Genomic DNA, 26,597 nt, shown 5'->3' on the forward strand with positions numbered 1-26,597 from the left:
TCACAAGTGCTATGTGAATTAATGCACTGGCAGTGTGTGGTAGTCAGTAGCAGATGCTAACTACCGGCTTGGAATTGCATCTTGCATACTCAGAATGCCCTGCAAGATGCGTCTAAAATGTTGATTTGAGTTAGGCGAGGTTTTTGTAGCGCTTATTAATCACTGTCATACACAGGCTTACAAATACACCAAATACAATCACGATCATGTTGATTGGAAGTTCAGCTTTTACCATTAACAAGTAGGCGCCTAGCATCAGCAGGATGCCGATATGCTCGTTGAAATTCTGTACAGCAATCGAGTGGCCTGCGCCAATCAACTCATGCCCACGGTGCTGTAATAGTGCGTTTAATGGGACTACAAAGAAGCCGGCAAGTGCGCCGATAATAAATAGCAATACAACAGCAACTTGCCAATGCTGTACAAATGCCATGACAACTACCAGTACGCCCATGACAATGCCTGCAGGCAGCACCTTGGTTGACTCTTCTAGTTTGATATAGGTTGCAGCGACGACAGAGCCTGCTGCAATGCCGACTGCAAGTATTGCCATCAGTTGTGTGGCTTGTTCTAGACCAAAGTTAAGCGTACTAGCCGCCCATGCAATTACCACTAGGCGTAGTGTTGCGCCAGCACCCCAGAATAGCGTTGTCACGGCCAATGACACTTGTCCGCGCGTATCTTTCCATAAAGCTTTGAATGACTGCCAAAAATCGTAAAGCATAAACGCAGGGTTCTTCTTCGGCAGTTTATGGTCAATCGGTAGCTTGGGAATGTAAATGTTGAATACAGCGGCGACCAAATACAATAAGGTGATAAAGATCATAGCAAAGTAAGGGTCGTGACTGGCGAGAATGCCACCAAGTAGCGCGCCTAGTATGATTGCAATGACAGTGGAGCCTTCCATCCAGCCGTTAGCGCTGACCAGTTTTTCTGGAGGCAACAGCTCAGTCAAAATACCGTATTTTGCAGGTGAGTAAGCAGCAGCACCTATGCCTACAATGCCATAAGCATAGAGTGGCGGCATGCCAAGCAACATGGCAAGGCTGCCGATGAATTTAATGGCATTGGCAAGAAACATCACACGCCCCTTGGGTAAGGCGTCAGCAAATGACCCTACAAATGGCGCAAGCACAATGTAGGAAATCACAAAAAACTGCTGCAATAGGGGCGTGTGCCAATCTGGCGAATTAATTTTAGCAAGTAGTGCAATCGCCGCAAAAAGCAGTGCATTGTCAGCTAGGGCAGATAAAAACTGCGCAGTGAGCAAGGTGTAAAAGCCTTTACACATGCGCATTAAAAATCACCCTGGATAAAACAGCACTGATTGTTGAGCTTGTTATACATAATTGAACCTATAAAATTTCCGCTGCAAAGTCAGCCAGACGCGAGCGCTCACCACGTTGTAGTGTGATGTGCCCATTGTGGTTCCAGCCCTTAAAGCGATCTACCACATAAGTAAGCCCAGAGCTGCCTTCTGTTAAGTAAGGGGTATCGATTTGTGCGATATTACCCAAACAAACGACTTTTGTACCAGGCCCCGCACGGGTGATTAGGGTTTTCATTTGCTTTGGCGTCAGGTTTTGCGCTTCATCAATAATTAAAAATTTATTTAAGAAAGTGCGGCCACGCATAAAGTTTAATGATTTAATTTTAATGCGAGTGCGAATTAAGTCCTGAGTCGCAGCACGGCCCCAATCTCCAGCTTCATCATCGCTTTTGTTTAATACATCCAAGTTGTCTTCTAATGCACCCATCCATGGCGTCATTTTCTCTTCTTCTGTGCCAGGTAAAAAGCCGATGTCTTCACCAACTGGCACCGTCACGCGCGTCATGATGATCTCTGAATAAATTTTCTTATCCAATACCTGAGTAAGCGCGGCTGCCAATGTTAACAGTGTTTTACCAGTACCTGCTTGTCCTAGTAGCGAAACAAAGTCAATTTCTGGATCCATGAGTAGGTTTAATGCAAAATTTTGCTCACGGTTGCGAGCGGTGATACCCCACACATTATGTTTTGGTATTAAATGATCTTTCACGACCTCAAGTACTGCAGTGTCTTTCTCAAGGCTACGCACAATAGCATGGAATGGCTTCTCAAATTCGTAATAAACAAATTCGTTGACTAAAAATGTTTTGCACAGTGGGCCTGTAAGTCGGTAGAACATGCGGCCAGACTCTTGCCATGATTCCATTGCTTTGCTGTGGTTGTCCCAGAAATCCGCAGGTAGCTCTTTCATGCCGCTATAGAGAACGTCGGTATCCTCTAATACTTTGTCATTAAAGTAATCTTCGGCCAATACACCCATGGCGCGCGCTTTAATGCGGATGTTGATGTCTTTGCTGACGAGGATAACTTGTCTGCTAGCGTGCTGCTTCTGCAGGCATAACACAACGCTGATGATTTGGTTGTCAGCTTTACTACCGGCGAGCCCTGGCAGGTCTAGGTGTAATTGCGTTGTTTGTAAGAATAAGCGACCGGTCGCCTGTTTGTTACCGTTACGTGATAAGGCACAGCCTAGCTCTAGATTGGTTAAATCTGAGCTGACGATATCCTCTAAATTACGGCTGACTTGGCGTGCGTTACGTGCAACTTCGGTAAGACCTTTTTTATTGTTGTCTAACTCTTCCAGCGTGACCATTGGTAAGTAGATGTCGTGCTCTTCAAATCTGAATAGTGAAGAGGGATCATGCATGAGTACATTCGTATCAAGAACAAATAGTTTGGATATACCAGTATCTTTTTTGGACATAAAAGACTTTCTAATAAGTGATGAATGTAATGGAGTTAAATTAAGTTTAAAAAATTACTAACTGCATACTGCGTTGAGATGTTGCTATCCCATGTAATGCTTCTATTAATACAATTGTCCAACCTCGTTGAGTGACTGCTAAAACTATAACGCACTGATAAAGCTTAACACCTCTGCGGCATGGCCATCTACCTTTACGCCACGCCATTCCTTAATTAGTGTCCCGTTGGCGTCGATGATAAAGGTGCTACGCTCTATCCCCCTTACTTGCTTGCCGTACATGTTCTTCATTTTGATGACATTAAAGAGTGCGCATGCAACCTCTTCCGTGTCTGCTAACAGCTCAAAAGGAAAACTGAATTTTGCTTTAAAGTTTTCGTGCGACTTTAGGCTGTCGCGTGAAATGCCAAAAATCTCTGTATTCTTGGCTTGAAAATCGGCATAGGCATCCCGAAACTGCACGCCTTGTGTGGTACAGCCTGGCGTAGAGTCCTTTGGGTAAAAGTAAATCACAAGCCGCTTGCCTAAATAATCTGAGCGTTGAAATGTTTTTCCGCTGGTTGCAGGTAATTGGAAGTCAGGTACAGGTTGATTAAGCATAAGAAAATTGGTCGCTGATATAAAACGTAGTTACATTGTTGATAAAAAGCCCTATTAAGGCAAGTCTATATCGCAAGTAAATGCTAATAATTTTGAAAAATATTGGTTTCGTCTTGGTGGTGACCGTTAGTGGTGAGGTATTTAAATAGAATCGTGATGTGCATTAAGCATTTTCGGTAATGAGATGGTAATCATCGTGCCGCCACCCTGCCTTGCGCTGAACTGAAGCGTACCTCCTAATGCGTCACATACTTTGAACGCAAATGGTATGCCTATGCCGGTGCCAAATCGTTTGGTGGTGGGGGCGCTCATGGCGCTGGGGTCTGGTTTAAAGGGCATACCGCTGCCACGATCCATCAAGAATAAATCGAACGTATCTTGAGTTATCTTGCATACTATTTCTAAAGGAGCGTTCTTGCCAGATGCATCAATCGCGTTCAATAGCAGGTTGTAAATCACTTGCTCTAGCAGGTGATGATCGGTAAATATTTTATCGTTATAAGTGGCATTGGATTTAGGCCAGTCATGCAGTTTGAGCTGGATAGATTTTTCTGTGATTTTCTGCTGCAATGGGCTTAGTGCACCATTTACAATTTCACGCATATTGGTATAAGTTGGCTGTGGCTGTAGTGGGTGTAAGTATGCCAGTAATGCACCAGTCCAGCGTTCTAGCCTGTCCACGGTATTGATAATGCCGTAAATCGACTCTTGCGTTTCTGCATTGTTGCTAGGGTCGTCCATTACCTGTGCGGTAGCGCGAATGCTGGCAAGCGGGTTGCGAATATTGTGCGCCAGCATTGGCACCAGCAAGCCTTGTGCAGCTTGTTTTTCGGTGCGGATTAGGTTTTCCTGGCTAGTTAATAGCTTATCCGCCATTTCATTCACGGCTTTTGAGAGTGAGGCGAGCTCTTCAATATTTTCATCGGGTGCCTTGTGCGTCAGGTTGCCGGCACTGATTTCAGTGGTGGCGTGGAGTACGCCCTCAATTGGCCGCACAATGGAGCGTTTTAGAAATACGCGTGAGAACACTAAAAGCAGGATGGCTAGTGCGAGTGGGGTAAATAATAAATAGTTGGATTTATGTTTGCTGTTTTTAAGTTGGATGTCTAATTCAGCTTGCTTCTGGTTGAGGAGCTGTTCTGTACTTGCCAGTAAGGATTCGTAGCGATTAAATATGCCAGCTTCCAAATCTGTATTCAGAATTTTTTTTAGGTCGTTGCGATTAAGGTGTGCGTCTTGATCAAAGAGCGTGGAGGTCTCCGAGACAAACGCTTGATAGCCAGCATGTAAATCATGAATAGCCGCTTTTTCGGCCTCGCCCACCGCAAGGCGTTGCAATTGTTGGAAGTGATTTTCTACCGAAACGGTAAATTGATTGTATTCGGTGCGTGCCTCTGGGTCATCTAAAAAGTAAGCATCAAACAGCTCTTTGAGCTGGCGGTATAAGTCACCGCGCGTCTGTTGCACCTCTTGCACCAGCGAGTTGATGCGGTTAGATTCTTGGCTGGATTGGTCTTGGAGCTGAATCCCAATCGCGCCAATTGAGGCGACTAAGAAAATGAGTAAGATAAAGGCTAGCTCATGAATGAGTAGAAGGTCTTTAAGTGAGGTCTTTTTTTTAGCCACAGCAGCAGTAGTTTGGGTGATTATTCGAGCTTAAATGGCACAGGAATCACAATCGTGAAATTGCTGTTCCGTAATGCTTCTGGCGGTGTTGGAAAGGGGGCGGCTTTTTCCACCATTTCCAGCGCTTGTTTGTCCAATACTTCATAACCACTAGATTGCGTAATTTTCTTTGATTTTAATTTGCCATTGCCATCAAGTTCAAGCTCAACAATAGTTTCTCCCTGCCAGCCGCGCATTTGTGCAATTTTTGGGTACTTTTTATGTTTGCTGATTGCATTCCATAGTGCGTTGCCGTAACGCCCAGTCGCGTTGTCAATTTCAGCTTGGCTTGGCATGGGAGGTGTTTCTTTGGCTGGCTCGGCTACAGGCGTGGTGTGACTGGGTGCTGGGCGATCCGGTGCCGGTTTTACTGCAATCACCTCAGTCGCAGCCGTGATGATTGGCGTTTCTGTGATGGGGCGTGCCTCTTGAACGATAGGGCTGGGCGTCTGCTTCACAACGGGCTTAGGCATTGGTTTGGGGATGGCTTTAGTTTGCGGTTCGACAACTTCAGCAGGCGGTTGAACCGGTTGTGGTGGCGCAGGAGGGGGTGGTGCCGGCTGTTTAACCAACTGAATTTCTAACACCTCGGGCATTTGTACCGGGTCAAAATGAATGTTGGGGATAATCAGTATGAGCAAACCATGCAACAACATTGAGCAAATAATCGCCCATACGATGGTGTGTCCCTTTAAAAAGGGCTGAGTTGCCACGGAGTTCAAAGAAAAAGAGACCTGATTGAGTGGATGTTGTTTAAAAATGACGTGAAATTATACAACAAGCAATTTTGATTGCTAGGGTATCGTTCTCATGGATTACGCTTTGCTTGTTGTTCATATCACGCATGATTTTTAACACTCACTAAACTCAAATAAATATGGCGTTAGATAATACCATCTAACATCTGAACTTGAACCGTTGCACCAGCATCCAGGTTGCCAATCGTGTCATCTAGCACAATAAAGCAATTGGCTAATGACATGGAGCTTAGTAATGCAGAGCCTTGCGCACCTGTCGGTTTTACGCGCCATACACCATCTGTATCGGTGAATAATATTCCGCGCTGGAACTCTGTGCGCCCCGTCAACTTTTTGATCGCCTGTGTGCACTGTACTTGAAACATGGGTAACGGTACAGGGGTGGACTGACCCATTAGCCTCAGTAATGCATCGCGTACAAATTGGTAAAACGTGACCATCACCGCAACGGGGTTGCCAGGTAGACCAAAGTAATGTGCATTGCCCACCTTGCCGTAAGCGAGTGGTCGGCCTGGCTTCATGGACACTTTCCAGAACATGACTTGGCCGTGTTTGGCGAGCAACAGTTTCATGTAGTCCGCCTCGCCTACGGAGACGCCGCCGCTGGTGATGACTACATCCGCTTGTTGTGCGGCGTTAAGCAGCGTTGCTTCAAGCTGTATCGGGTCATCTGCAATTGCGCCCATGTCGATGACCTCTACGCCAAGTCTAGTCAGCATGCCAAAAAGTGTGTAGCGGTTGCTGTCGTAAACTTGCCCTGTTTGTAGTGGCTGGCCTACACCTACTAGCTCATCCCCGGTAGAAAAGAATGCGACTTTTAATTTGCGATAAGCTTGTATTTCTGCAATCCCTAGCGATGCGATTAAGCCTAAATCTGCAGGGCGCATGAGGTGGCCTTGGGTCAGAACGGCTTGTCCTAGTTTTAAATCCTCTCCTGCATAGCGTACATTCGCGTGTGGTTTGGGCGCCTCGTTAATGTGTATAAATTCGCCATCAGTGACAGTTTTCTCTTGCACCACCACAGTGTCAGTGCCCGCTGGCATGACGGCACCCGTCATAATTCTGACGCACTCGCCGGCGCTTACTGTGCCATCAAATGCTTTCCCAGCAAACGCAGTTCCCACCACTTTTAGGCGTGGTGTTGCAATATCGCTGGCTTTAAGTGCGTAACCATCCATTGCCGAATTGTCGTAGTTAGGTACGTTGGCCGGTGACATGATGTTTGCTGCCAGCACGCGCCCCAAGCTATCACGCAAGGCCAGTGTTTCAGCTTCGGATACCGGGTTTAAGAACTGCTGAATATACTCACGGGCTTTTGTTACGTGCATGGCGTTGGGATCGTAATCATCCATGCAGCTAGGATTGTTGGCTAAAGTTTGGAGAGAGGTGTCGCTAGTCATGTGAGTGTGGGGTTGCGTGTGTATTGAACGTTAATCGTGTAGTTTACTATGTTAAAAGAAATTGGTTAGATATTGCACGCCAATTGACTATATCTATAGCCCAATAGCTTTAATCAGCACTAGCTTGAGCCAACTTTGATTCTAATTTGATAATGTCATCTGGGCTATTTAAATTTTCAAATGCGTCATTGTCATCACCAAAGTCCACCTCTATGTAATGCTGACTTTTCTGCCATGCCTGTACTTTTCTGTTGCCTTGGGCAATAAAGTGATTGAGGCTGGGGAGTAGTGTTTTTTTGCATAGGCAAAATACAGGGTGGTTGTTGCTGCCGCAGGTGGCGACGGCTATGTCTGCATTGCCTTGCAATAAGCCCGCTTTGAGTTTCTGCACCAAATTAGTCGGAAGTAGTGGCGAGTCGCATGGTGCGAATAGCACTAAATCATGCGTTGCATGCTTGAGCCCAAGCTGCATCCCAGCGAGAGGCCCTGCGAAGTCTGTGATTTCATCTTGCAGTACGCGGTAACCTAACCCGTTGTAATACGTTAGCTCTCTGTTTGCATTAATCATAATTTCATCGACTTGTGACATTAGTCTAGAAATCACATGCTGAATCATGGGTTTGGATTGGAACGGCACTAAACCTTTATCGACACCGCCCATGCGTGTGGCTTGTCCGCCAGCAAGAATGAGCGCTGAAACTGACACTTAACCGCCCGTATGTGACATAAACCTTACAACTGCAGGTTTTGCACGTTTTAAATCAAAATCATGACCTTTTGGTTTAATGGACATGCTATCAAGAATGGCCTGAATTAATGGCTGGTCATCGTTAGGATGGTTGCGCAATAGCGGCATAAGATCCACTTTATCTTCCTGACCTAAGCATAAAAATAACTCACCTTTGCAGGTTATACGTACGCGATTACATGCCTCGCAGAAATTATGTGAGTGCGGTGAGATAAATCCGATTTTTGTGTTGCTGTCCGCAATCCGCCAGTAACGTGCAGGGCCACCTGTGGTGACTGTGCTGGCAGTTAGTGCGTACTTGCTTTGCAGAGTTTTGAGGGTTTCTGCGTTGCTGACGAAAGTTGATTCCCGTGTATGGTCAACTTCACCTAACGGCATTTCTTCAATAAAGGAAATATCAATGGCTTGATTAATGGCAAAGTCAACGAGCGCCTGCACCTCATCATCGTTGGTACCGCGCATGAGTACCGTGTTGAGTTTGATATTGTCAAAACCTGCTTGCTTCGCAGCTTGTATGCCACGCAGTACTTTATCTAGTTCGCCAGTGCGCGTGATTTTTTTAAAGCGCTCGCTATTTAAGCTATCTAAGCTGATGTTAATACGCTTAACGCCCGCTTGTTTTAGGCTGACGGCTTGCTTCTCTAATTGACTGCCGTTGGTGGTAAGCACTAACTCTTTTAGTTTTTCAAGTTTGCCCACCTCTTCAAATAACCATAGCGCATTTTTACGTACTAGCGGCTCGCCGCCTGTGATGCGTACCTTGGTCACACCTAATTGCACAAACGCTTTTACCAGACGCAGGCACTCTTCTAAACTGAGCACTTCATCGCGCGGCAGGAAGGTCATTTCTTCGGCCATGCAATACGTGCATCTAAAATCGCAGCGGTCTGTGATAGAAAGCCGAATATAGTCAACCTGACGGCCAAATTGGTCGATCAGCTTGTCTGGGTAATTGGATGTTGAGTCAGGCACTTTTTAAGTCACCAGTTGTCGTATCTAGTAGCATTTTACATTTCATTAACATTTTACATTAATATTATAGTAGGATTGTAGTATCGTCATAATAGTTGCTTTGGAGATATTAGCTTGCTTGATTCAAATACACCACTAGAAGATGCTGATGCGTTAATTAGTCGCTTAATTACCGAACATCAACATCGTCCCGGCGCATTGATGCCTTTGTTGCATGCGATTCAAGACAATCTTGGTTATGTGCCTGAGTCTGCTTATCCGCAGATATCTAAAGCGCTGGCTTTGTCCGTTGCGGAAGTACACGGTGTGGTTACATTCTACCATCACTTTAGAACACATAAACCCGGCCGTAATGTCATGCAGATTTGCCGTGCCGAATCATGTCAGTCTATGGGTAGTGAAGCATTGGAAGCGCATGCGAAAAAATGCCTGAATATTGATTACCATCAAACCACAGCAGATAACGCAATTACGCTAGAAGCTGTGTACTGTTTAGGAAACTGTGCATTATCACCTTCTGTGATGATGAACGATGAAATTTATGGTCGAGTGTCTCCATCGGATTTAGATGCATTGATTGCGGAGGCAAAAGCATGACAACAAAGATTTATATTCCACGCGACTCTAGTGCTTTGTCAGTGGGTGCGGAAAAAGTGGCAGTTGCGATTGCCGCAGAAGCAAAAAATCATGGTTTGGATGTGGAAATTATCCGCAATGGTTCTCGTGGCCTGTATTGGCTAGAAACCATGGTGGAAGTATCTACCCCTAATGGCCGTGTTGCTTATGGTCCGGTAAAAGTAAAAGACGTGCCTTCACTATTTGATGCTGATTTTATCAATGCCAAACCTCATGCTTTAAATTTGGGCTTAACAGAAGAAATCGACTGGATTAAAAAACAGCAACGTTTAACGTTTGCGCGTGTAGGTGTGACTGACCCTGTGTCACTAGATGATTACATCGCACACGATGGCTATAAAGGCCTGAAAAATGCACTAAAACTTAGCGGTGCGGAAATCGTTAAAGCTGTGACTGATTCAGGTTTGCGTGGTCGCGGCGGTGCGGCGTTCCCTACTGGTATCAAATGGAACACTGTGTTGGGCTGTGAATCCGAACAGAAGTACGTAGTGTGTAATGCCGATGAGGGCGACTCAGGCACATATTCAGACCGCATGATTATGGAAGGCGATCCTTTCGTGTTAATTGAGGGGATGACCATCGCTGGTGTTGCAGTAGGCGCTACACAAGGTTATATTTACCTGCGTTCAGAGTATCCTCACGCATTGGTAGCCTTGAATCAAGCGATTGAAGTGGCGAATAAAGCTGGTTATTTAGGCGATGATGTTTTAGGTAGCGGTAAAGCTTTCCACTTGGAGGTGCGTCGTGCTGCGGGTGCTTATGTCTGTGGTGAGGAAACCTCATTGCTAGAGAGCTTGGAAGGTAAACGTGGCTTGGTGCGCTTTAAACCGCCACTACCAGCGATTGAAGGTCTGTTCGGCAAACCAACGGTTGTTAATAATGTAATTTCACTGGCTTCAGTGCCGATTATTTTAGATAAGGGCGCACAATTCTATGCTGATTATGGCATGGGCCGTTCACGTGGCACGTTGCCAATTCAGCTGGCTGGTAATCTGAAACATAATGGCTTGGTAGAGTTGGCGTTTGGCGCAACCTTGCGTGAGTTGCTATATGACTTTGGTGGTGGCTCTGCAACTGGTAAGCCTATCCGTGCAGTGCAAGTTGGCGGGCCTTTAGGTGCGTTCTTGCCAGAGAGCCAGTTTGATACGCCTTTAGACTACGAAGAGTTTACTAAAATCTGGGCGGTGCTCGGTCACGGCGGTATTGTTGCATTTGACGATACGGTGGATATGTCAAAAATGGCACGTTATGCATTTGAGTTCTGTGCGGTTGAGTCTTGTGGTAAATGTACCCCTTGTCGTATTGGTTCAACACGCGGTGTTGAAGTGATTGATAAGATACGATCCGGTAAAGACCACGCTAAAAACATCCAATTAGTACGCGATTTAAGTGACACCATGCTCAACGGCTCACTGTGCGCACTTGGCGGCATGACCCCTTATCCTGTGCTCAGCGCACTAAATCACTTCCCGCAAGACTTTGGACTACCTGCTGAAACACCAGCGGGTTAGGAGACAAATATGGACGAAATTAAATACAATTCGAGTATCGACTACGGAACCCCTAAAAGTCAATCGGCTAAGCAAGTGACGCTGACGATAGATGACAGGGAAATTACAGTGCCTGACGGCGTATCTATCATGCATGCAGCTGCAGTGGCTGGTGTAATGGTGCCTAAGTTATGCGCAACCGATAGCTTGGAGCCGTTTGGTTCATGCCGTTTGTGTTTGGTGGAAATCGAAGGCCGTCGTGGCTATCCAGCATCATGTACCACGCCGGTTGCTGATGGCTTAAAAGTACATACACAGACGCCTAAGCTGGCGGATATTCGTCGTGGCACGATGGAGCTTTACATTTCAGACCATCCATTAGATTGCCTAACTTGTGCAACTAACGGTGACTGTGAACTGCAAGACATGGCTGGTGCGGTAGGCCTGCGTGAAGTGCGTTACGGATATGATGGCGAAAACCACTTAGCTTCAGTCAAAGATGAAAGTAACCCATATTTTACGTTTGACCCGAGCAAATGTATTGTGTGCTCACGTTGCGTGCGTGCCTGTGAGGAAACGCAAGGTACATTCGCGCTAACCATCTCTGGCCGTGGTTTTGAGTCTAAGGTTTCTGCCGGTAATAAAGACTTTCTGGAATCAGAGTGTGTTTCTTGCGGTGCTTGTGTGCAGGCTTGCCCAACAGCAACCTTGATAGAAAAAACCGTGATTGAGGCTGGCACGCCAGAGCATAGTGTGACAACAACCTGTGCATATTGTGGCGTGGGTTGCAGCTTTGATGCGGAAATGAAGGGCGAAGAAGTTGTTCGCATGACGCCAACTAAGGATGGCGGTGCTAACCATGGTCACTCTTGTGTAAAAGGCCGCTTCGCATGGGGTTATGCTACCCATAAAGACCGTATCACTACGCCGATGATCCGTAAGAGCATCAAAGACCCTTGGCAACAAGTGGGTTGGGATGAGGCGATTAACTACGCAGCGAGCGAGTTAACCCGTATTCAGAAACAATATGGCAGCGATGCAATTGGTGGCATTACCTCATCACGCTGCACCAATGAAGAGGTTTACGTCACACAAAAATTGATTCGCGCTGTATTTGGCGTGAATAACGTTGATACCTGTGCACGTGTTTGCCACAGCCCAACTGGTTATGGTTTAAAACAAACACTGGGGGAATCAGCAGGTACGCAAACTTTTGATTCAGTCATGCATTCAGATGTGATTTTCATCATCGGCGCTAACCCAACAGATGGTCACCCTGTATTTGCATCACAAATGAAGCGCCGTTTACGTGAAGGTGCAAAATTAATTATTGCTGACCCACGTGAAATTGACTTGGTTGCTAACTCTCCACACATCCGTGCGGATTACCACCTCAAATTGCGTCCAGGTACAAACGTTGCCCTAGTTTCAGCGTTGGCACATGTGATTGTGACAGAAGGTCTGGTACAAGATGCGTTTGTGAAAGCGCGCTGTGACTGGGATTCATTCGTAGAGTGGCGTGATTTTGTGGCTAAGCCAGAAAACTCACCTGAAGCGCTAGCTGAAGAGTTGGGCGTTGATGCTGAGTTGATTCGCGCAGCAGCCAGAATGTATGCTACAGGCGGCGATGCTGCGATTTACTATGGTCTTGGCGTTACAGAGCATAGCCAAGGTTCTACCACCGTGATGGGTATTGCTAACTTGGCTATGGCAACCGCTAATATTGGCCGTGAAGGTGTGGGTGTTAACCCGTTGCGCGGTCAAAACAACGTGCAAGGTTCATGCGATATGGGTTCTATGCCGCATGAGTTCCCTGGTTACCGTCACGTGGCAGATGATGCGACACGTGCCTTGTTTGAATCAGCTTGGGGCAGGCCTTTAAGCAAAGAGCCTGGCTTACGTATTCCAAACATGCTGGACGAAGCTAGCGAAGGTAACTTCAAAGGTCTATATTGTGTTGGTGAAGATATTGTTCAGTCAGACCCGAATACCCAGCACGTAACCCACGCTTTAGAAAATATGGAGTGCGTGATTGTTCAAGATTTGTTCCTGAACGAAACTGCCATGTTTGCGCACGTGTTCTTCCCGGGTGCTTCATTCCTAGAGAAGAGTGGTACGTTTACTAATGCTGAGCGCCGTATTTCACCGGTACGCAGAGTGATGCGTCCAAAGAATGGTTATGAAGATTGGGAAGTCACGACTAAGTTATCTGAAGCATTAGGCTACCCAATGCAATACAACCATGCTTCAGAAATTATGGATGAGATTGCTGCGTTAACGCCTACATTCCGTGGTGTGAGCTTCAAGAAACTGGATGAAGTGGGTAGTGTGCAGTGGCCATGTGATGATGAGCATCCTGATGGCACACCGATTATGCATATTGACGAGTTTGTGCGCGGTAAAGGTAAGTTCTTTGTTACCCAGTACGTGCCGACGACAGAAAAAGTGAATGCTAAATTCCCATTGATTCTGACGACGGGTCGTATTTTGTCTCAATACAATGTGGGTGCGCAAACACGTAGAACACATAATACGGCTTGGCATGCCGAGGATATCTTGGAAGTACATCCACATGACGCAGAAGAGCGAGGCATTAAAGAGGGTGATTGGGTAGGTATTGTGAGCCGCGCGGGTGAGACTGTGCTACGCGCTAAAATTACAGAGCGTGTACAACCTGGTGTGGTTTACACGACATTCCACCATCCTGAATCTGGTGCTAACGTGATTACCACTGACAACTCAGACTGGGCAACAAACTGCCCTGAGTTTAAGGTAACCGCGGTGCAAGTGTCGCGTGTTAGCCAGTTGTCTGATTGGCAAAAACACTACAAGACATTTAGTGAAGCGCAAATTGCTTTTGCCGGTAAAAAAGCAGAAGCTGCAAAAGTTAGCTAGGAGTTAAGACTGTCTTTAATATTAGATGCATCTACCAGTCAGTTCGAGGTTGCGCAGTGGCAAGATGGAAAGCTACAGCTAGCATCGGATTGCTTGGCAGAAGAAACGCCGGTTGCATTAGTCTATAACGGCGTTTCTCATGCTGTTATGTTAGCTACAGCGCAGGATCTGGATGACTTTGCATTGGGATTCTCGTTATCTGAAGGCATCATAGAGCAGGCGAGCGAGCTTTATGATGTGGATGTTCAGGTGCGTGATAATGGCATTGAGTTGCACTGTGAGATAGCAAGCGAACGTTTTGTGCAGTTGAAGGAGCGGCGCCGTACCTTGGCGGGCAAGACCGGCTGTGGATTATGTGGTGCAGAAAGCTTGGGGCAGGCGGTACGTTATCCTGAGCCTTTGAAGATTCAATCTGTATTTGCTGCGTCAAGTATCAAGCGCGCCTTACATACCATGCAGTCAATGCAGGTTTTGCAGCAGCAGACAGGAGCCACACACGCCAGTGCGTATGTGTTGGCTGATGGCACAATCAGTGTGGTGCGCGAGGATGTGGGTAGGCATAATGCACTGGATAAGCTGGTTGGTGCGCTTGAAAGAAATCGACTGAAGTCTGGGGTGGCTAATGATGGCTTCATTATCACCACAAGCCGTGCCAGCTTTGAAATGGTGCAGAAAACCGCTAGGGCAGGGATTAGTTTGCTAGTTGCCGTGTCGGCCCCTACTGGGCTAGCCGTGCGTGTGGCGCAAGAGTGTGGTCTGACCTTGTTAGGTTTTGCTCGAGAGAGTCGATATGTGGCGTATAGCAACGGCGAAAGAATTTTGAATCAATAAGATATAGAAAAGCTAGAGAGAGTATATGGATATTAAACGTTTAATTTCAATGGCGAATCAGATCGGTGATTTTTATGAGTCTTATCCGAATCAAAGCCAAGCGCAAGAGAATATTGCTGGGCACCTCAATAGCTTTTGGGCATTGCCTATGCGTAAGCAAATTGCTGAATATGTAAATGTACAGGGTGGTAATGGTTTGCATCAAATGGTGCAAACAGCCATTAAAGCGCATATACAGTTATAAGCCCCATCACTGTCTGCCTTCTAAAAGTGCAGACTCTGCTAATACCAATCACATCAGTAACATGTGATTGGTATTCACCGTAGTTTCCTAAGGTATTTACTTCTAGATATAGTTTTAGTGTTGGCGTTGATAAAGTCTAAAGCTTTCTTTCCTGTCCGCTGTGCGTTTGCCACGCCAAATTAACGTCCATTCGTCGCTAGGTTGCATTCTGGTCATGCCACGTTCATCTTGTATCAGATAAAACTCACAGTGAACTGAATGTGGTGCATCCATAGGCTCTAGACGGAGATTGGTGTAGTAGTTTAATAATACGCGTTGTGATTGACCTACGTTTAAGCTCTTGATGCAAGCGTTACTCTTGCCTAGTGACTGCTGCAGTTGCGTAAATACTGGTCTATAGCTCTTAGCGCTATCTATCAATGGCAGCCATAGCGTCATGAGTAGTCCCCATCCAAACGTCATACCTACAGCCCAGTTTGTGACAGTAGCACGGTTGCTTTGCCTAACTCTAACGCAAGTGAATAACCAGATGCTGGTGATAATAACAGCGAGCGTCAGGCTGATGATGCTCAGGTTAGTGCTATCGCTGCCAGATAAAAACTGCATGCGTTCTTTAATTCTACTTGGATAGCCTGTCATCATCGCGAACCAGCCTAGCCAAATCAGAAATCCAGCTAAACCAAATAAACTGATGCCGAACCAGTTTAAAGCAGATGCTGCACCACGCTTAAGATGGTCCACACTGCCCGCCCCCAGCGCCACCAACGGCAGTAATAATGTTAGTGCATTGATATCTTTATTGTCTGCACCTGCACCTAGCGTAATTAAGCTAACGATGAAGAATACAATAATGAGCTGGAACCTAGGTTTACTCAATAAGTGAGCGCGATGGCGCCACAGGCTCCATAACGCTAAAGGGAGTGCCGGCCATGCATACCAGATTAATATTTTAAAGAAGTATGAAAAGTAGGCGTTATTGAAACTGTTGAGTTCTGTGTGGAGCCATGCGCTAAATAGATCTGGAAAATAAAGTGCAAAAGGCACCAGCCACAAAGCAACTAGTGGTAGCGCGGCCAAAGCTGCAGTGCTGACAAAAATTGCAAAACTCTTGGTGCGCCAATTATTAAATAATAGCGCTAAAGACAATGCGGTAGCGATTAAAATTAGCACAGGTAGTAAACCCTTGGCTAAAAAGCCAACGGCAATGGCTGAACCTAGTAGTAGGCTAGCACGCCACGGCCTGCGCTTGGAAAGTGCAAGCGCATAAAAGCCGGTTGCAGTACTGGCTAGCGTAGCAACTTCGGCATTGAGACTGTGCGCGTTTAAAATAAGGCCGATGGTGCCTATCATAATAAATGTAGCGTAACGCCCCACGCCATGTGTCCATAGCTCACGCCCTGTCATCCCTACCATGAGTAGCGTGATTGACATCCAGAGCGCGTTAATGAGGCGTGCGCCATCATGTATATTGAATAGGTAGCTAAATAGTTTGGCACTGCCTGCGGCAGATAGGTGATATAAAGGCGGTAAATCTAAAAGAGATTGGTTTATAGCTAGTGGCGCGATGATGTGGCCATTGTCCAAAATGTCTTTAATAATGCTAATGCTAGTGGTTTCTAGAGGTTTCCACGGCGCATGTCCAGTCAGGCCAAGAAAAATCCAAATAATAGATAAGAGAATTAAGAGTTGAGTTTTTGTGTTCTCACCTATGCGTGCGCGAGGTGTGGACATATTGCCTTGCCAGTCATGATCAAGTTGGAAGCGCATATGGATTAGCTCGGAGTCTGCATCATTGAAGTATGCTCATTTTATATGAGCAAGTGGGTTGTATAAACAACATACTAAAACAAAAGGCAGCCTAAGCTGCCTTTTGATAAACGATAATCTGCAAGCAGGATCGTAATTGTTGAATTACATGCCGTATTTTTTACGGAATTTATCAACACGACCAGCAGTATCAAGAATCATTTGTTTACCAGTGTAGAACGGGTGTGATTTTGAAGATACTTCAATCTTAACTAATGGGTACTCTTTACCATCAGTCCATTTGATAGTGTCTCTAGCATGAATAGTAGAGCGAGTGATAAAACTAAAGTCAGCGCCAATGTCTTGAAATACGACTTCGCGGTATTCTGGATGAACTCCATCTTTCATAATAATAGCCTCTAATTGATTGCCGAATGATACGGCATATGTTGCAAATTTTTGCGATAACTCAGCATTATATTTATATTGCTTCAGCTATGCAAGGTAAATTGTTTGTTGTAAAGGGGTTAGCCTCTACGCATACTGTCAAAAAAATCCGCATTGTTTTTCGTTGACTTGATTTTGTCTAGCAAGAACTCCATCGCCTCAAGGTCGTCCATCGGGTAGAGCAGTTTTCGTAATACCCAGATTTTTTGTAGTACATCTTTCTCAATCAATAACTCTTCGCGACGTGTGCCAGATTTATTGACGTTAATCGCAGGGTATTGGCGTTTTTCTGCCATGCGGCGGTCAAGGTGGATTTCCATGTTGCCGGTACCTTTGAATTCCTCATAGATAACGTCATCCATACGTGAGCCAGTATCCACTAATGCAGTAGCAATAATGGTGAGTGAGCCACCTTCCTCAACATTTCTGGCCGCACCGAAGAAACGTTTAGGGCGTTGCAAGGCGTTGGCGTCTACACCACCAGTGAGCACTTTGCCTGAAGACGGGATTACCGTGTTGTATGCACGAGCTAGGCGTGTGATAGAGTCTAGTAAGATTACTACGTCTTTTTTATGTTCAACTAAACGCTTGGCTTTTTCTAGCACCATTTCTGCCACTTGTACGTGGCGAGTCGCTGGCTCGTCAAACGTTGAAGCAACCACTTCGCCTTTCACTGAGCGTGTCATTTCCGTCACTTCTTCAGGACGTTCATCGATTAACAACACAATTAAAATCACATCAGGGTGGTTGGCCGTAATGGCATGTGCGATGTTTTGCATCATCACCGTTTTACCGCTTTTCGGGCTGGCAACCAGCAGGCCGCGCTGACCTTTGCCGATAGGCGCAATCATGTCGATAACGCGGCTGGTAATGTTTTCTGCGCCTTTGATATCACGCTCTAGCGTAAGTGGAATGGTTGGGAATAAAGGTGTTAAGTTTTCAAACAGAATTTTATGTTTGGTGTTTTCAGGCGCCTCGCCATTGACCATGTCCACTTTAACTAAAGCAAAGTAACGCTCGCCATCTTTAGGGATGCGAATTTCACCTTGAATGCTATCGCCGGTGTGTAAGTTAAAGCGGCGAATTTGAGAGGGTGAAACGTAAATGTCATCAGGACCCGCTAAGTAAGAGGTGTCTGGTGACCTTAGAAAACCAAACCCATCCTGTAAAACCTCTAAAGTGCCGTCTCCAAAAATGCTTTCGCCCTTTTTTGCCTTATTTTTTAAAATGGCAAAAATTAAATCTTGCTTACGCATGCGGCTGGCATTGTCGATTTCGTTGGCAATGGCCATTTCTACTAATTCAGTGACAGGTAGATGTTTGAGGTCTGATAGATGCATGAAGTCTCGCTAAAACAAGAGGTATAGAGGTAATTTAAGGCTTTAGATTTAAGTGCCAGGGGCTAAGTTTTATGCCTGAAGGGTGTGGTGCTTGGTTTTAAAGCTTTAACTGTTTAAAACCAAGCGCTTGATTTATGCTAAGGGTAATGTGTTTAGATGTTGCTGTCAATAAAAGCAGTTAATTGTGATTTAGATAGCGCACCAACTTTTGTTGCCTCTACATTGCCATTTTTAAATAGCATCAGTGTAGGAATGCCACGAATGCCATATTTAGGTGGTGTTTGTTGGTTGTCATCAATATTTAATTTAGCAACCTTGATGCGGCCAGCATATTCTTTTGAAATCTCATCTAGAATTGGTGCAATCATTTTGCATGGGCCACACCACTCTGCCCAGTAGTCTACAAGAACTGGGATTTGCGATTGTAGAACATCTTGTTCAAAACTTGCATCGCTAAGGTGTGTGATGTGTTCGCTCATAGAAAAACCTTTAAATTGAATATGACTAAATAATACTTGAAAATGTGTATCGTAACGAAAAAAAATGTTTTAGTGAAGCCTAATTATGCTGAATAAGATTTAATTCATGATGTCGAACTGAATGCGCTCAATCTCGTGTGTTCTTTCTATCAATCTATTAAGTAATACCTGCACGGTTTTTTTGTTGCATGTAAATGTAAGCTGGCGACCGTGGATATACGTACCCCTTGGTGCGATGATGGTTGCAGCTTGGTTCACCGCTGTTATTTCTGGCAGTTTGAGTATTTTGCTATTGCTACCGTGCTGAAAGGTTTGAGCAATAGCGCTGTCTGCGTATGGAGCAATCAGTTGTACCCCGATGTCCAAACGGTCTCTCGTGCCGCAGTTAGCCCACTTCACCAGCCCGATTGACCATTGCTGTTCGCTCTTGCCTTTTAGTGCAATTAAGCCACCGACTTTGATATTTTTTTCTGCAGTATGGTAACGCCTGATGGATACGCCGGTTGCGCTGATGTTTAATATCTTCCAGTGCGAAGGGGTTACTTGATACGCTTGTGCCGCAGGGTTGTTGTTTGTGGTGTTGGTAATTTGTGTGGCAGTGATGATGTTGTGAATGTCTTCAATGCCTGCAACGATGTCAATATCACCATTTTTAGCAGAGCGGCTAAATTTGCGTTTAGGGGAGATGCCCCAGTTGGTAATTAGGTAAGAAAGCAGCTCAATGTAATCATTGTGATTTGCATCAGCATTAATGCTGCCATTGGCGGGGATGCTGCGATTTTGAAGGTTGCTCAGGTCTTCGTGAATACCGCGAATCAGGTCTATGGTATGTAGTAGTAGTTCAGAGTCGGGATTAGGTTCTGACTTGAGCTTGCCGTAAGGTGTGGGTGGTACATCTGACGTTAAGTTGATGATAAATGCGCCAGAGCTGTTTTCCAGTGGTTCTATTGCGGTTACTCTTGCGGCTTGAATATGGTGCGCTAAATAGTCCGCAATTGCGCTGATATCTTGCTGTATCAGGTGGTGTGGCTGTGCCAAGCTGATAAGCAGTGTATGTTTATAAGTGTCTTCAATAGAAGTCAGTAAATGAGTGTAGGTTTTAGCATGGGTCGGAGCTGGATCCGCTGGAATATTCGTATGCAGAATGCCAAGTTTGGCTGCGCAGAAGTAAAGCTGATGCAAATCGCTCCAGATATGGCTGGGTGGTGTTAAATAGGTTTGGTAGTGTACTAGGGTGTATTCAGCAATCGCTTGCATTGCGCGCTGAATAGCTAGTGCAGAGTTTTTATCTGTGTGTAGCTTAATGAGTTGGTTCTGTAAGTCAATTAACACCAGTTTGTAGCCGTAGCTTAGTTCTAGCCACAGTGATTCGCAGGCTGTTGCGGCAGACTTGGCTTTATCTTCAAGTGGTAGTGTGGTGTTGATATAGTCTGCAGCAAGTGCGGCGGTCACGTTGATAATTAGGCTGCGATAGCAGTCTAATGCCAGGGTTCTTTGATTGGGGGAAACTTTCTGACGATTCAGTGTTTCCAATTCGTTGTGTAAATGTGTGGCGATATCAGCCGGATCTTGCGAGTTAATTTCTTGCAGTAGTTGGTGTATTCTTTGCGGACGCGTCTCCGCGATAAATACTGGGTGTTCTTGTAATGCTGGAATATTAAGGTTTAATGCCATATTATTTTTTTTGCAATCAATTTATGTGTGGATGATTGTATGATATTGCTTATGTGAAAGTTGGCATAAACAATACGTTACAGTTAGCATACATCTAATTTTTTGTTTTTGCTAGCGTGTTGATTTTTAGGCAGTAAATAGTAGATTGCTGTTGCTGTGGTGAATTTATGTATAAGTTTTTATTAGGTTTTTTGATGCTGTTATGCAGTCAGTTTGCTAGTGCTGAGGTGGCAGCGAAGTCTGATTTCGTGCTTAAAGATATGGCAGGTGTTCAGCATCAGCTTTCTCATTACAAGGGCAAATGGGTTCTGGTGAACTACTGGGCAACATGGTGTCCACCATGTTTGGAGGAGGTGCCTGATTTAGTGAACCTGTATGATCAGCATCGTCAAAAAGACCTAATGGTGCTAGGTGTGGTGTTTGATTATAAAGACGTGAATGAAGTAAAAGCCTATGTAGATGATATGCTGATGTCATACCCGATTGTGCTGGGTGATGATAACGTGGTGGAACAGATTGGTGCCGCGGATGTGATGCCAACCACTTTTATTTACAATCCCAAAGGTAAGCTGGTGAAAATAAAGCGCGGTATAGTGACGAAGCCGTATGTAGAAAGCCTGATGAAGTCTGGCGCTACTCGCTAAGTTTTACTTGGGTTAACTGCGCTAGATTGCTGGCACAGTGCCCATGTGTACTTGGTGTTTATACGCATGGGGCTTTGATTGCGGCAATAGGTGTTGCTAGTGTGGCACCGGAATGCTGTTGCCACTGCTATCCAGCACGTTGAGCTGGTTTTCATCAGCAAAATGCATCAATTGAGCATAGCCCTCAGGGTTCACCACTTTTAATTTCAGATCAACTGCTAGGCAACGCACACCGTTCACCACTCTTGGTTTTAAGTATGGTGAGTATTTTAATTTGCGGTCATCGCCGAAAGTTGCGTATGTGCTGCACATGCGGTCTACCCAGTCGCTTGGGCGGAATGGCTTGCCTGCACGTGTGTTGCCTTCGATGATGATTTCCTGTAGCTCTGTGGCGATTTTTTGGTCTGTAGTCATTTAAATTTACCAATGATTGTTGCTGCTATACAGCTTAAGAGTTTCCTACATTATAGCATTGCCAGTCATCATGAAAATGCGTCTAATTTCAAAAGCAACATAATAATTTAGACAGTATTTGGAGTGGTTGGCGCGATATGTGGGATTGTGCATTTGCGGTCAGTCAGCCTGTTGGTTCAATCTGCTTTCTATAGGCTGGCTGGCCGCATTAATGTCGTTGTATGCTAAGCAGTTTACGGCATGTATTCAAATACTTTTACCACGGTTGTGACGCCACTTACGTTACGTGCGATTTCTACCGCTGTATCTGCTTCTTTTTGTGTGACATAACCCATTAGGTAAACGATGCTGTTTTCAGTCACTACTTTGACATGGTTAGCGCTAAAACGATTTTCTGTCACAAACTGGGTTTTAATTTTTGAGGTTAAGAATGTGTCGTTGGCACGTGAGCTTAGTGTGGTTTTAGGGCCAATCGCTAACTCATTGGTTAGGCTACGTACACTTTCGGTGCCTAAGATGATATTGCCAGCCTGAGATTTTGCATTTTCATTAGGCACTTCACCAGTTAACAGCACGTTGCCTTTAAAGCTTGTGACGTTGACATGGGCTGCTTCACCTAATGCGTCATGAATTTTTTTAATCGTTTTTAGTTCGATGTTTTGGTCTTCAACATAAATGCCGGAAGTACGTCTATCTGCTGCCATCGCGCCAGTGGCTGCTGCACCGCCTACAACGACAGGTACGCAAGCGCTGATTTGGGTAGCTAATGCTACTGCGGCAAATAGTTTAATCGGTAGTTTCATAATGAAGGTCCTCTGATGGTTGAGTGAGTTAGTGGGGAATAAAAGCATTTAGAACGCGTCTTTTATCCATTCTACTGCGGTTATATCCAGCGCATGCATTAAAATTGCGTCAAATCGGCAGGCGTTATCACCATGTATCTGTAGATAGCGCTCCGCGGTTCGCGTGAGTTTTTGCTGTTTGCTTGCATTGATGCTCATGCCAGCGCCGCCAAATTTTGTATTACTGCGTAAGCGCACCTCCACAAAAACCAGTGTTTTACCGTCATGCATGATGAGATCAATTTCACCATGCACGGAGCGAAAGTTCTTTTCTAATACGATGAGTCCATTGTTTTGTAGAAAAGTTGCAGCAATTTGCTCCGCCACCTGACCTTCTGTGATGTTTTTGGCTTGTAGTTTTGTGGTCATGTGCTTGATTATATTATTGTTCTTGGCTAATGCCTTCGTAAGTGAATCTGGCCATAGATGGCTGACGCGTGATGCTGCCATGTTTGATGCTAATTTTGCCAGACAACCCATTCAGCAGGACCTCTTTTTCGCTAGCTAGTAGCGTAGTGGCCAATATGGATAGCGAATCTACCCCTAATGCATACCAGCGTGATAAGTCGTTAGATGTTAATGCGTCTACGCCATTTTGGTATGCGGTGAATTGTGTGTTTGATGGCAATAAAAATGGAATTTCTACGAAGCGTACGGTATTCAATGCTGGGTCAGTAGCGTTCTCATGTATGTTGGAGAATGCCAAGGTGGGGGTGCCCACATTGAGGTAGGGTTTGATGACGCGAGCATCGGCCGCGGGTAGCGCCAGTAGGGTCATGTCGTGCGCTTTGACATTAATCTTTGTTTGGATGTCGAGCAAGCTTGGGTCGTTGGCTGCGATGCTTTGTGGCAGGGTGATGATGTTAAAGCTATTGTGTTCTGCGTTTAGGTTAAATGCTTGCTGCCATGCGGTGTTGAAGCACTTTAACATTTCGGCAGAAGCGATGCTATCCGTAGTAAGAATCGCAACATGGTTAATCGCGTTCTTAGCCGCAAACTTTACAAGTTGTTCGGCTTCTTCGTTCAGGTATAGGCCTAGGGATAATGTTTGCGGGCTTGCCTGTTGATGTAGGGTCGCATTTGCTGCATCAGTCGTTTGGCTAAAGTCTAATGCAATAGCATATTGGGTATCTGTCTGAGGTGTTTCCGTGTTGCCGTCAGATGGGTTTTGTTCCTGATTGTCCGCGCCATTATTACTGGGCGTATAAATTTGAATGGCATTTTTCAAACCTTGGTGAGCCAGTGCCGCTGTTAAACCGGCTTTAAACGCTTCGGCTTTTGCACTGTCCATATCAGAGGCGGGGCGGTAGCTAATTGCGATATCACCACTAGATGGTAATTTGACTGCCTGTGATGCGTTTTGATTTGCATTGGGTTGCTGCAAATTACTCGCGAGTGCTGCTGCTGTATGGTCTGGGTAGTTGGTTTTCCAGCCTGTTAAGCTACTGGTTAGGTCTTGATTTTTTGCGGCTAGGGCTAAATCAACCCAGCCTTGGAAGTTGTCGTCAGTATTGTTGCCACGCATCGCCAAAAGTTCGTTTTGATCTAACTTGCTGAGTAACTCCCAAATTTGGGTCTGGGTTGCCGTAATCGCATCTTTTTGATTATTGCTGGCTGTGATTGATAGCGCTAGATCAACCTGTAATAAATGTACCAGCGTTTGTTCCGTATTCTGTAATTTGGTAAAGGCTTTTGCCAGATATTGATGCAAGCTGATTTTTGCAGTTGTGCTGAACTGCGTTTCTGCTTGTAGTGGTAGTAATAGTTGCAATGCTTGGTCTAGTGCTTGATTGGTGTAGGCAATTTCGCCCTGAAGCAATTTGGCATAGGGCGAGCTGCTTGGTATTTTGGCCAAAGCTGCCATGGCGCATGCGGTGCTTGCTTGCTTGAGGCAAGCTTCACCTGCCAAAAACTGCGCTTCAGCTTTGCTGCTGGAAGGGGTGATTTGCTCTGCTGCTAAATTTAAACTGCTAAAAAGCAGGCATGTTGCTAAAATGATGTTTATTAAATTATTGGTCATTAAATTTTGTATCCTATGGGCATATTATATGTTGTAGCAACGCCAATTGGAAATTTGCAGGATATTACCTTGCGTGCGTTGGATACACTTAAAGCAGTTGATGCGATTGCTGCAGAGGACACGCGCCATACTTCAGGGCTGCTCAGTCATTTTGGCATCAGCAAAAAGCTGATTGCTGTGCATGAGCATAATGAGCATCAGTCCGCAGAGAAATTGCTACATCAGTTGAATGCAGGGGAAAGTATCGCGCTGGTGACTGATGCAGGTACGCCTGGGATTAGTGACCCTGGCGCAGTGGTGGTGGACTTGGTGCGTAAAGCCGGAGTGAAAGTGGTGCCGGTACCTGGTGTAAGTGCGGTAATTACTGCGTTATCGGCCAGTGGTATTGTACAAAATGGCTTTTTGTTTCATGGTTTTTTGCCTGCCAGCGGTGCTGCGCGGCGTAAGGTGTTGGAAGCGCTAAAAACACAAACCGTGACATTGGTCATTTATGAGGCGCCGCATCGTATTGTGGATAGTATCGTTGATATGTGTGCGGTGTTAGGTGCTGAGCGCCGTATTACCTTTGCGCGCGAGTTGACTAAAACGTTTGAAACTATCTACAGCTGCACACTGGCTGATGCAGAGGCATGGCTGGAGGTAGACACGAATCAGCAGCGCGGAGAGTTTGTGCTACTGATAGAAGCTGCGGCCATTAAAGATGCAGAAGACGTGCCTGAAGAAACTGTGCGTATATTAAAGTTGCTGTTGGCGGAGTTGCCACTCAAGCAGGCGGTTAAACTGACCACAGAGATTACCCATGAGAAAAAGAATGTTTTATACGATTTTGCATTACAGTTGAAGCAGCAATCTGAATAACCGTCCGTACTATTGAATCAGAACTATTGAATATGAATAATCCTATGCACTCACTTACCATTACACGCCCAGATGACTGGCACTTACATTTAAGAGATGGTGGCGCACTTAAAGCTGTGCTGCCAGATACCGCAAGACAGTTTGCGCGCGCGATTGTGATGCCGAACTTGCGTCCGCCAGTCACAACCACCGCTTTAGCAATTGAGTATCGAGAGCGCATTCTAAACGCGCTGCCGGTGGGTGCAAACTTTGAGCCGTTGATGACCTTGTATCTGACGGATAACACGACTGCTGAAGAGGTTGAGCGCGCTAAAGCCAGTGGCATTGTGCATGGCATAAAGCTTTATCCTGCTGGCGCTACTACTAACAGCGACTCTGGTGTGACTAATCTTGGGCACTGTGTGAAAGCGCTGGAAGCTATGGAGAAGGTGGGCATGCCTTTGCTGGCGCACGCGGAGGTGACCGATAGTGATGTCGATGTGTTTGATCGTGAACGCGTGTTTATTGAGCGCAATATGATTCCATTGCTCAAAAAATTTCCAAACTTAAAGGTGGTGTTTGAACATATCACCACGCAAGATGCCGCGGATTTTGTAGCGCAGGCATCAAGCAATGTGGCGGCTACTGTGACTGCGCATCATTTATTGATGAACCGTAATGATATGTTTAAAGGCGGCATTCAGCCGCATCACTACTGTTTGCCTATTTTAAAGCGAGAAGAGCATCGCGTAGCGTTGGTGAAAGCGGCAACATCAGGTAATCCTAAATTCTTCTTAGGTACGGATAGTGCGCCACATGCCAAGCATACAAAAGAGGCTGCGTGCGGGTGTGCTGGTATGTACACCGCACATACTGCAATGGAGCTTTATGCGGAAGCGTTTGAGCTGGCGGGTGCTTTGGATAAATTAGAAGGTTTTGCGAGTTTTTATGGCGCTGATTTTTATGGCTTGCCACGTAATACAGAGCAAATTACGCTAGTGAAAGAAAGCTGGAAAGTGCCAGCTAGCTTGCCGTATGATGGTGATGTGCTGGTGCCGCTGCGTGCGGAGCAGATGCTCAATTGGAAAATGCTGTAATTACAATCTCTTGAAGTAAGCTCTCTACGTAGGCTGCGCCAGTTTTTCTTAAGTTGGCGCAGTAC

The 26,597-nt window shown here is 45.6% G+C and carries 25 protein-coding genes; 8 read left to right on the forward strand and 17 right to left on the reverse strand.

Translation table 11 applies throughout. The features are described 5' to 3' along the window. Positions 1-130: 130 nt before the first annotated feature. The 8 genes from lplT to moaA all read right to left on the reverse strand — a co-directional run bounded on the left by lplT (position 131) and on the right by moaA (position 8,896). The gene (gene lplT, locus ACSSU7_RS11030; protein WP_492517796.1) at positions 131-1,291 is read right to left on the reverse strand and encodes a lysophospholipid transporter LplT; all 1,161 of its coding nucleotides are present in this window, start codon (positions 1,289-1,291) and stop codon (positions 131-133) included. 64 nt (positions 1,292-1,355) lie between these two features. After that, the gene (locus ACSSU7_RS11035) at positions 1,356-2,753 is read right to left on the reverse strand and encodes a PhoH family protein (protein WP_492516522.1); all 1,398 of its coding nucleotides are present in this window, start codon (positions 2,751-2,753) and stop codon (positions 1,356-1,358) included. A 144-nt stretch (positions 2,754-2,897) separates the two neighbouring features. Further along, a complete protein-coding gene (locus tag ACSSU7_RS11040; RefSeq protein ID WP_492516523.1) occupies positions 2,898-3,353 on the reverse strand; it encodes a peroxiredoxin in 456 nt (151 codons plus the stop codon). Between the two features lie 141 nt (positions 3,354-3,494). Further along, the gene (locus ACSSU7_RS11045) at positions 3,495-4,979 is read right to left on the reverse strand and encodes a sensor histidine kinase (RefSeq protein WP_492516524.1); all 1,485 of its coding nucleotides are present in this window, start codon (positions 4,977-4,979) and stop codon (positions 3,495-3,497) included. Between the two features lie 20 nt (positions 4,980-4,999). Further along, positions 5,000-5,731 carry an energy transducer TonB family protein gene (locus ACSSU7_RS11050; protein ID WP_492516525.1) on the reverse strand — a complete coding sequence of 244 codons (732 nt, stop codon included), beginning with the start codon at positions 5,729-5,731 and terminating at the stop codon, positions 5,000-5,002. A 170-nt stretch (positions 5,732-5,901) separates the two neighbouring features. Then, positions 5,902-7,176 carry a molybdopterin molybdotransferase MoeA gene (moeA, locus tag ACSSU7_RS11055; protein WP_492516526.1) on the reverse strand — a complete coding sequence of 425 codons (1,275 nt, stop codon included), beginning with the start codon at positions 7,174-7,176 and terminating at the stop codon, positions 5,902-5,904. A gap of 109 nt (positions 7,177-7,285) precedes the next feature. After that, positions 7,286-7,882 carry a molybdenum cofactor guanylyltransferase MobA gene (mobA, locus tag ACSSU7_RS11060; RefSeq protein ID WP_492516527.1) on the reverse strand — a complete coding sequence of 199 codons (597 nt, stop codon included), beginning with the start codon at positions 7,880-7,882 and terminating at the stop codon, positions 7,286-7,288. After that, the gene (moaA, locus tag ACSSU7_RS11065; RefSeq protein ID WP_492516528.1) at positions 7,883-8,896 is read right to left on the reverse strand and encodes a GTP 3',8-cyclase MoaA; all 1,014 of its coding nucleotides are present in this window, start codon (positions 8,894-8,896) and stop codon (positions 7,883-7,885) included. Positions 8,897-9,010: 114 nt separating this feature from the next. On the opposite strand from moaA, the gene ACSSU7_RS11070 reads away from it, so the two are divergent. From ACSSU7_RS11070 to ACSSU7_RS11090, 5 genes are all read left to right on the forward strand, one after another. Then, positions 9,011-9,493 carry a formate dehydrogenase subunit gamma gene (locus ACSSU7_RS11070; protein ID WP_492516529.1) on the forward strand — a complete coding sequence of 161 codons (483 nt, stop codon included), beginning with the start codon at positions 9,011-9,013 and terminating at the stop codon, positions 9,491-9,493. Further along, on the forward strand, positions 9,490-11,043 hold the full coding sequence (locus ACSSU7_RS11075; protein WP_492516530.1) for a formate dehydrogenase beta subunit: 1,554 nt from the start codon (positions 9,490-9,492) through the stop codon (positions 11,041-11,043). The genes ACSSU7_RS11070 and ACSSU7_RS11075 overlap by 4 nt, the downstream gene beginning before the upstream one ends. A gap of 9 nt (positions 11,044-11,052) precedes the next feature. Then, positions 11,053-13,917: a formate dehydrogenase subunit alpha gene (gene fdhF / locus ACSSU7_RS11080; protein ID WP_492516531.1), complete on the forward strand. Its 2,865-nt coding sequence runs from the start codon at positions 11,053-11,055 to the stop codon at positions 13,915-13,917. A 93-nt stretch (positions 13,918-14,010) separates the two neighbouring features. After that, positions 14,011-14,748: a formate dehydrogenase accessory sulfurtransferase FdhD gene (gene fdhD / locus ACSSU7_RS11085; protein ID WP_492516532.1), complete on the forward strand. Its 738-nt coding sequence runs from the start codon at positions 14,011-14,013 to the stop codon at positions 14,746-14,748. Positions 14,749-14,773: 25 nt separating this feature from the next. After that, positions 14,774-14,992, forward strand: a complete 219-nt coding sequence (locus ACSSU7_RS11090) for a formate dehydrogenase subunit delta (protein ID WP_492516533.1) — start codon at positions 14,774-14,776, stop codon at positions 14,990-14,992. Positions 14,993-15,106: 114 nt separating this feature from the next. Here ACSSU7_RS11090 and ACSSU7_RS11095 read toward each other — a convergent pair whose 3' ends face one another. The 5 genes from ACSSU7_RS11095 to ACSSU7_RS11115 all read right to left on the reverse strand — a co-directional run bounded on the left by ACSSU7_RS11095 (position 15,107) and on the right by ACSSU7_RS11115 (position 20,678). Beyond that, on the reverse strand, positions 15,107-16,759 hold the full coding sequence (locus tag ACSSU7_RS11095; RefSeq protein ID WP_492516534.1) for an ArnT family glycosyltransferase: 1,653 nt from the start codon (positions 16,757-16,759) through the stop codon (positions 15,107-15,109). 144 nt (positions 16,760-16,903) lie between these two features. Continuing rightward, complete coding sequence (locus ACSSU7_RS11100) at positions 16,904-17,146, reverse strand: type B 50S ribosomal protein L31 (protein WP_492516535.1); 243 nt, start codon at positions 17,144-17,146, stop codon at positions 16,904-16,906. Positions 17,147-17,265: 119 nt separating this feature from the next. After that, positions 17,266-18,525, reverse strand: coding sequence for a transcription termination factor Rho (gene rho / locus ACSSU7_RS11105; protein ID WP_015832965.1), 1,260 nt, complete (start codon positions 18,523-18,525; stop codon positions 17,266-17,268). A gap of 152 nt (positions 18,526-18,677) precedes the next feature. Beyond that, entirely contained in the window at positions 18,678-19,004 is a 327-nt protein-coding gene (trxA, locus tag ACSSU7_RS11110; protein ID WP_015832964.1) for a thioredoxin TrxA, read from the reverse strand. 99 nt (positions 19,005-19,103) lie between these two features. After that, positions 19,104-20,678, reverse strand: coding sequence for a cyclic-di-GMP receptor FimW-related protein (locus ACSSU7_RS11115; protein ID WP_492516536.1), 1,575 nt, complete (start codon positions 20,676-20,678; stop codon positions 19,104-19,106). A gap of 167 nt (positions 20,679-20,845) precedes the next feature. On the opposite strand from ACSSU7_RS11115, the gene ACSSU7_RS11120 reads away from it, so the two are divergent. Beyond that, positions 20,846-21,322 carry a TlpA disulfide reductase family protein gene (locus tag ACSSU7_RS11120; RefSeq protein WP_492516537.1) on the forward strand — a complete coding sequence of 159 codons (477 nt, stop codon included), beginning with the start codon at positions 20,846-20,848 and terminating at the stop codon, positions 21,320-21,322. Positions 21,323-21,418: 96 nt separating this feature from the next. Here ACSSU7_RS11120 and ACSSU7_RS11125 read toward each other — a convergent pair whose 3' ends face one another. From ACSSU7_RS11125 to ACSSU7_RS11140, 4 genes are all read right to left on the reverse strand, one after another. Beyond that, the gene (locus tag ACSSU7_RS11125) at positions 21,419-21,736 is read right to left on the reverse strand and encodes a DUF3579 domain-containing protein (protein ID WP_492516538.1); all 318 of its coding nucleotides are present in this window, start codon (positions 21,734-21,736) and stop codon (positions 21,419-21,421) included. A 233-nt stretch (positions 21,737-21,969) separates the two neighbouring features. Continuing rightward, entirely contained in the window at positions 21,970-22,539 is a 570-nt protein-coding gene (locus ACSSU7_RS11130; protein WP_492516539.1) for a BON domain-containing protein, read from the reverse strand. 48 nt (positions 22,540-22,587) lie between these two features. Continuing rightward, complete coding sequence (locus ACSSU7_RS11135; RefSeq protein ID WP_492516540.1) at positions 22,588-22,947, reverse strand: YraN family protein; 360 nt, start codon at positions 22,945-22,947, stop codon at positions 22,588-22,590. 13 nt (positions 22,948-22,960) lie between these two features. Then, positions 22,961-24,598, reverse strand: a complete 1,638-nt coding sequence (locus ACSSU7_RS11140; protein ID WP_492516541.1) for a penicillin-binding protein activator — start codon at positions 24,596-24,598, stop codon at positions 22,961-22,963. A 15-nt stretch (positions 24,599-24,613) separates the two neighbouring features. Between ACSSU7_RS11140 and rsmI the strand changes: the two genes are divergently transcribed. Together rsmI and pyrC are read left to right on the forward strand one after the other, a co-directional pair. Then, positions 24,614-25,456, forward strand: coding sequence for a 16S rRNA (cytidine(1402)-2'-O)-methyltransferase (gene rsmI / locus ACSSU7_RS11145; RefSeq protein WP_492516542.1), 843 nt, complete (start codon positions 24,614-24,616; stop codon positions 25,454-25,456). A gap of 32 nt (positions 25,457-25,488) precedes the next feature. Then, positions 25,489-26,532, forward strand: coding sequence for a dihydroorotase (pyrC, locus tag ACSSU7_RS11150; protein ID WP_492516543.1), 1,044 nt, complete (start codon positions 25,489-25,491; stop codon positions 26,530-26,532). The last annotated feature ends 65 nt before the right edge of the window (positions 26,533-26,597 follow it).

The sequence above is a fragment of the Methylotenera sp. E1MeOHC1 genome, assembly GCF_058745595.1.

Coding starts and splice junctions, on each gene's coding strand:
- lplT (WP_492517796.1), bottom strand. CDS start 1,291: ATGTGTAAAGGCTTTTACACCTTGCTCACTGCGCAGTTTTTATCTGCC.
- ACSSU7_RS11035 (WP_492516522.1), bottom strand. CDS start 2,753: ATGTCCAAAAAAGATACTGGTATATCCAAACTATTTGTTCTTGATACG.
- ACSSU7_RS11040 (WP_492516523.1), bottom strand. CDS start 3,353: ATGCTTAATCAACCTGTACCTGACTTCCAATTACCTGCAACCAGCGGA.
- moeA (WP_492516526.1), bottom strand. CDS start 7,176: ATGACTAGCGACACCTCTCTCCAAACTTTAGCCAACAATCCTAGCTGC.
- ACSSU7_RS11075 (WP_492516530.1), top strand. CDS start 9,490: ATGACAACAAAGATTTATATTCCACGCGACTCTAGTGCTTTGTCAGTG.
- fdhF (WP_492516531.1), top strand. CDS start 11,053: ATGGACGAAATTAAATACAATTCGAGTATCGACTACGGAACCCCTAAA.
- ACSSU7_RS11090 (WP_492516533.1), top strand. CDS start 14,774: ATGGATATTAAACGTTTAATTTCAATGGCGAATCAGATCGGTGATTTT.
- ACSSU7_RS11095 (WP_492516534.1), bottom strand. CDS start 16,759: ATGCGCTTCCAACTTGATCATGACTGGCAAGGCAATATGTCCACACCT.
- ACSSU7_RS11100 (WP_492516535.1), bottom strand. CDS start 17,146: ATGAAAGATGGAGTTCATCCAGAATACCGCGAAGTCGTATTTCAAGAC.
- rho (WP_015832965.1), bottom strand. CDS start 18,525: ATGCATCTATCAGACCTCAAACATCTACCTGTCACTGAATTAGTAGAA.
- trxA (WP_015832964.1), bottom strand. CDS start 19,004: ATGAGCGAACACATCACACACCTTAGCGATGCAAGTTTTGAACAAGAT.
- ACSSU7_RS11115 (WP_492516536.1), bottom strand. CDS start 20,678: ATGGCATTAAACCTTAATATTCCAGCATTACAAGAACACCCAGTATTT.
- ACSSU7_RS11120 (WP_492516537.1), top strand. CDS start 20,846: ATGTATAAGTTTTTATTAGGTTTTTTGATGCTGTTATGCAGTCAGTTT.
- ACSSU7_RS11125 (WP_492516538.1), bottom strand. CDS start 21,736: ATGACTACAGACCAAAAAATCGCCACAGAGCTACAGGAAATCATCATC.
- ACSSU7_RS11130 (WP_492516539.1), bottom strand. CDS start 22,539: ATGAAACTACCGATTAAACTATTTGCCGCAGTAGCATTAGCTACCCAA.
- ACSSU7_RS11135 (WP_492516540.1), bottom strand. CDS start 22,947: ATGACCACAAAACTACAAGCCAAAAACATCACAGAAGGTCAGGTGGCG.
- ACSSU7_RS11140 (WP_492516541.1), bottom strand. CDS start 24,598: ATGACCAATAATTTAATAAACATCATTTTAGCAACATGCCTGCTTTTT.
- rsmI (WP_492516542.1), top strand. CDS start 24,614: ATGGGCATATTATATGTTGTAGCAACGCCAATTGGAAATTTGCAGGAT.
- pyrC (WP_492516543.1), top strand. CDS start 25,489: ATGAATAATCCTATGCACTCACTTACCATTACACGCCCAGATGACTGG.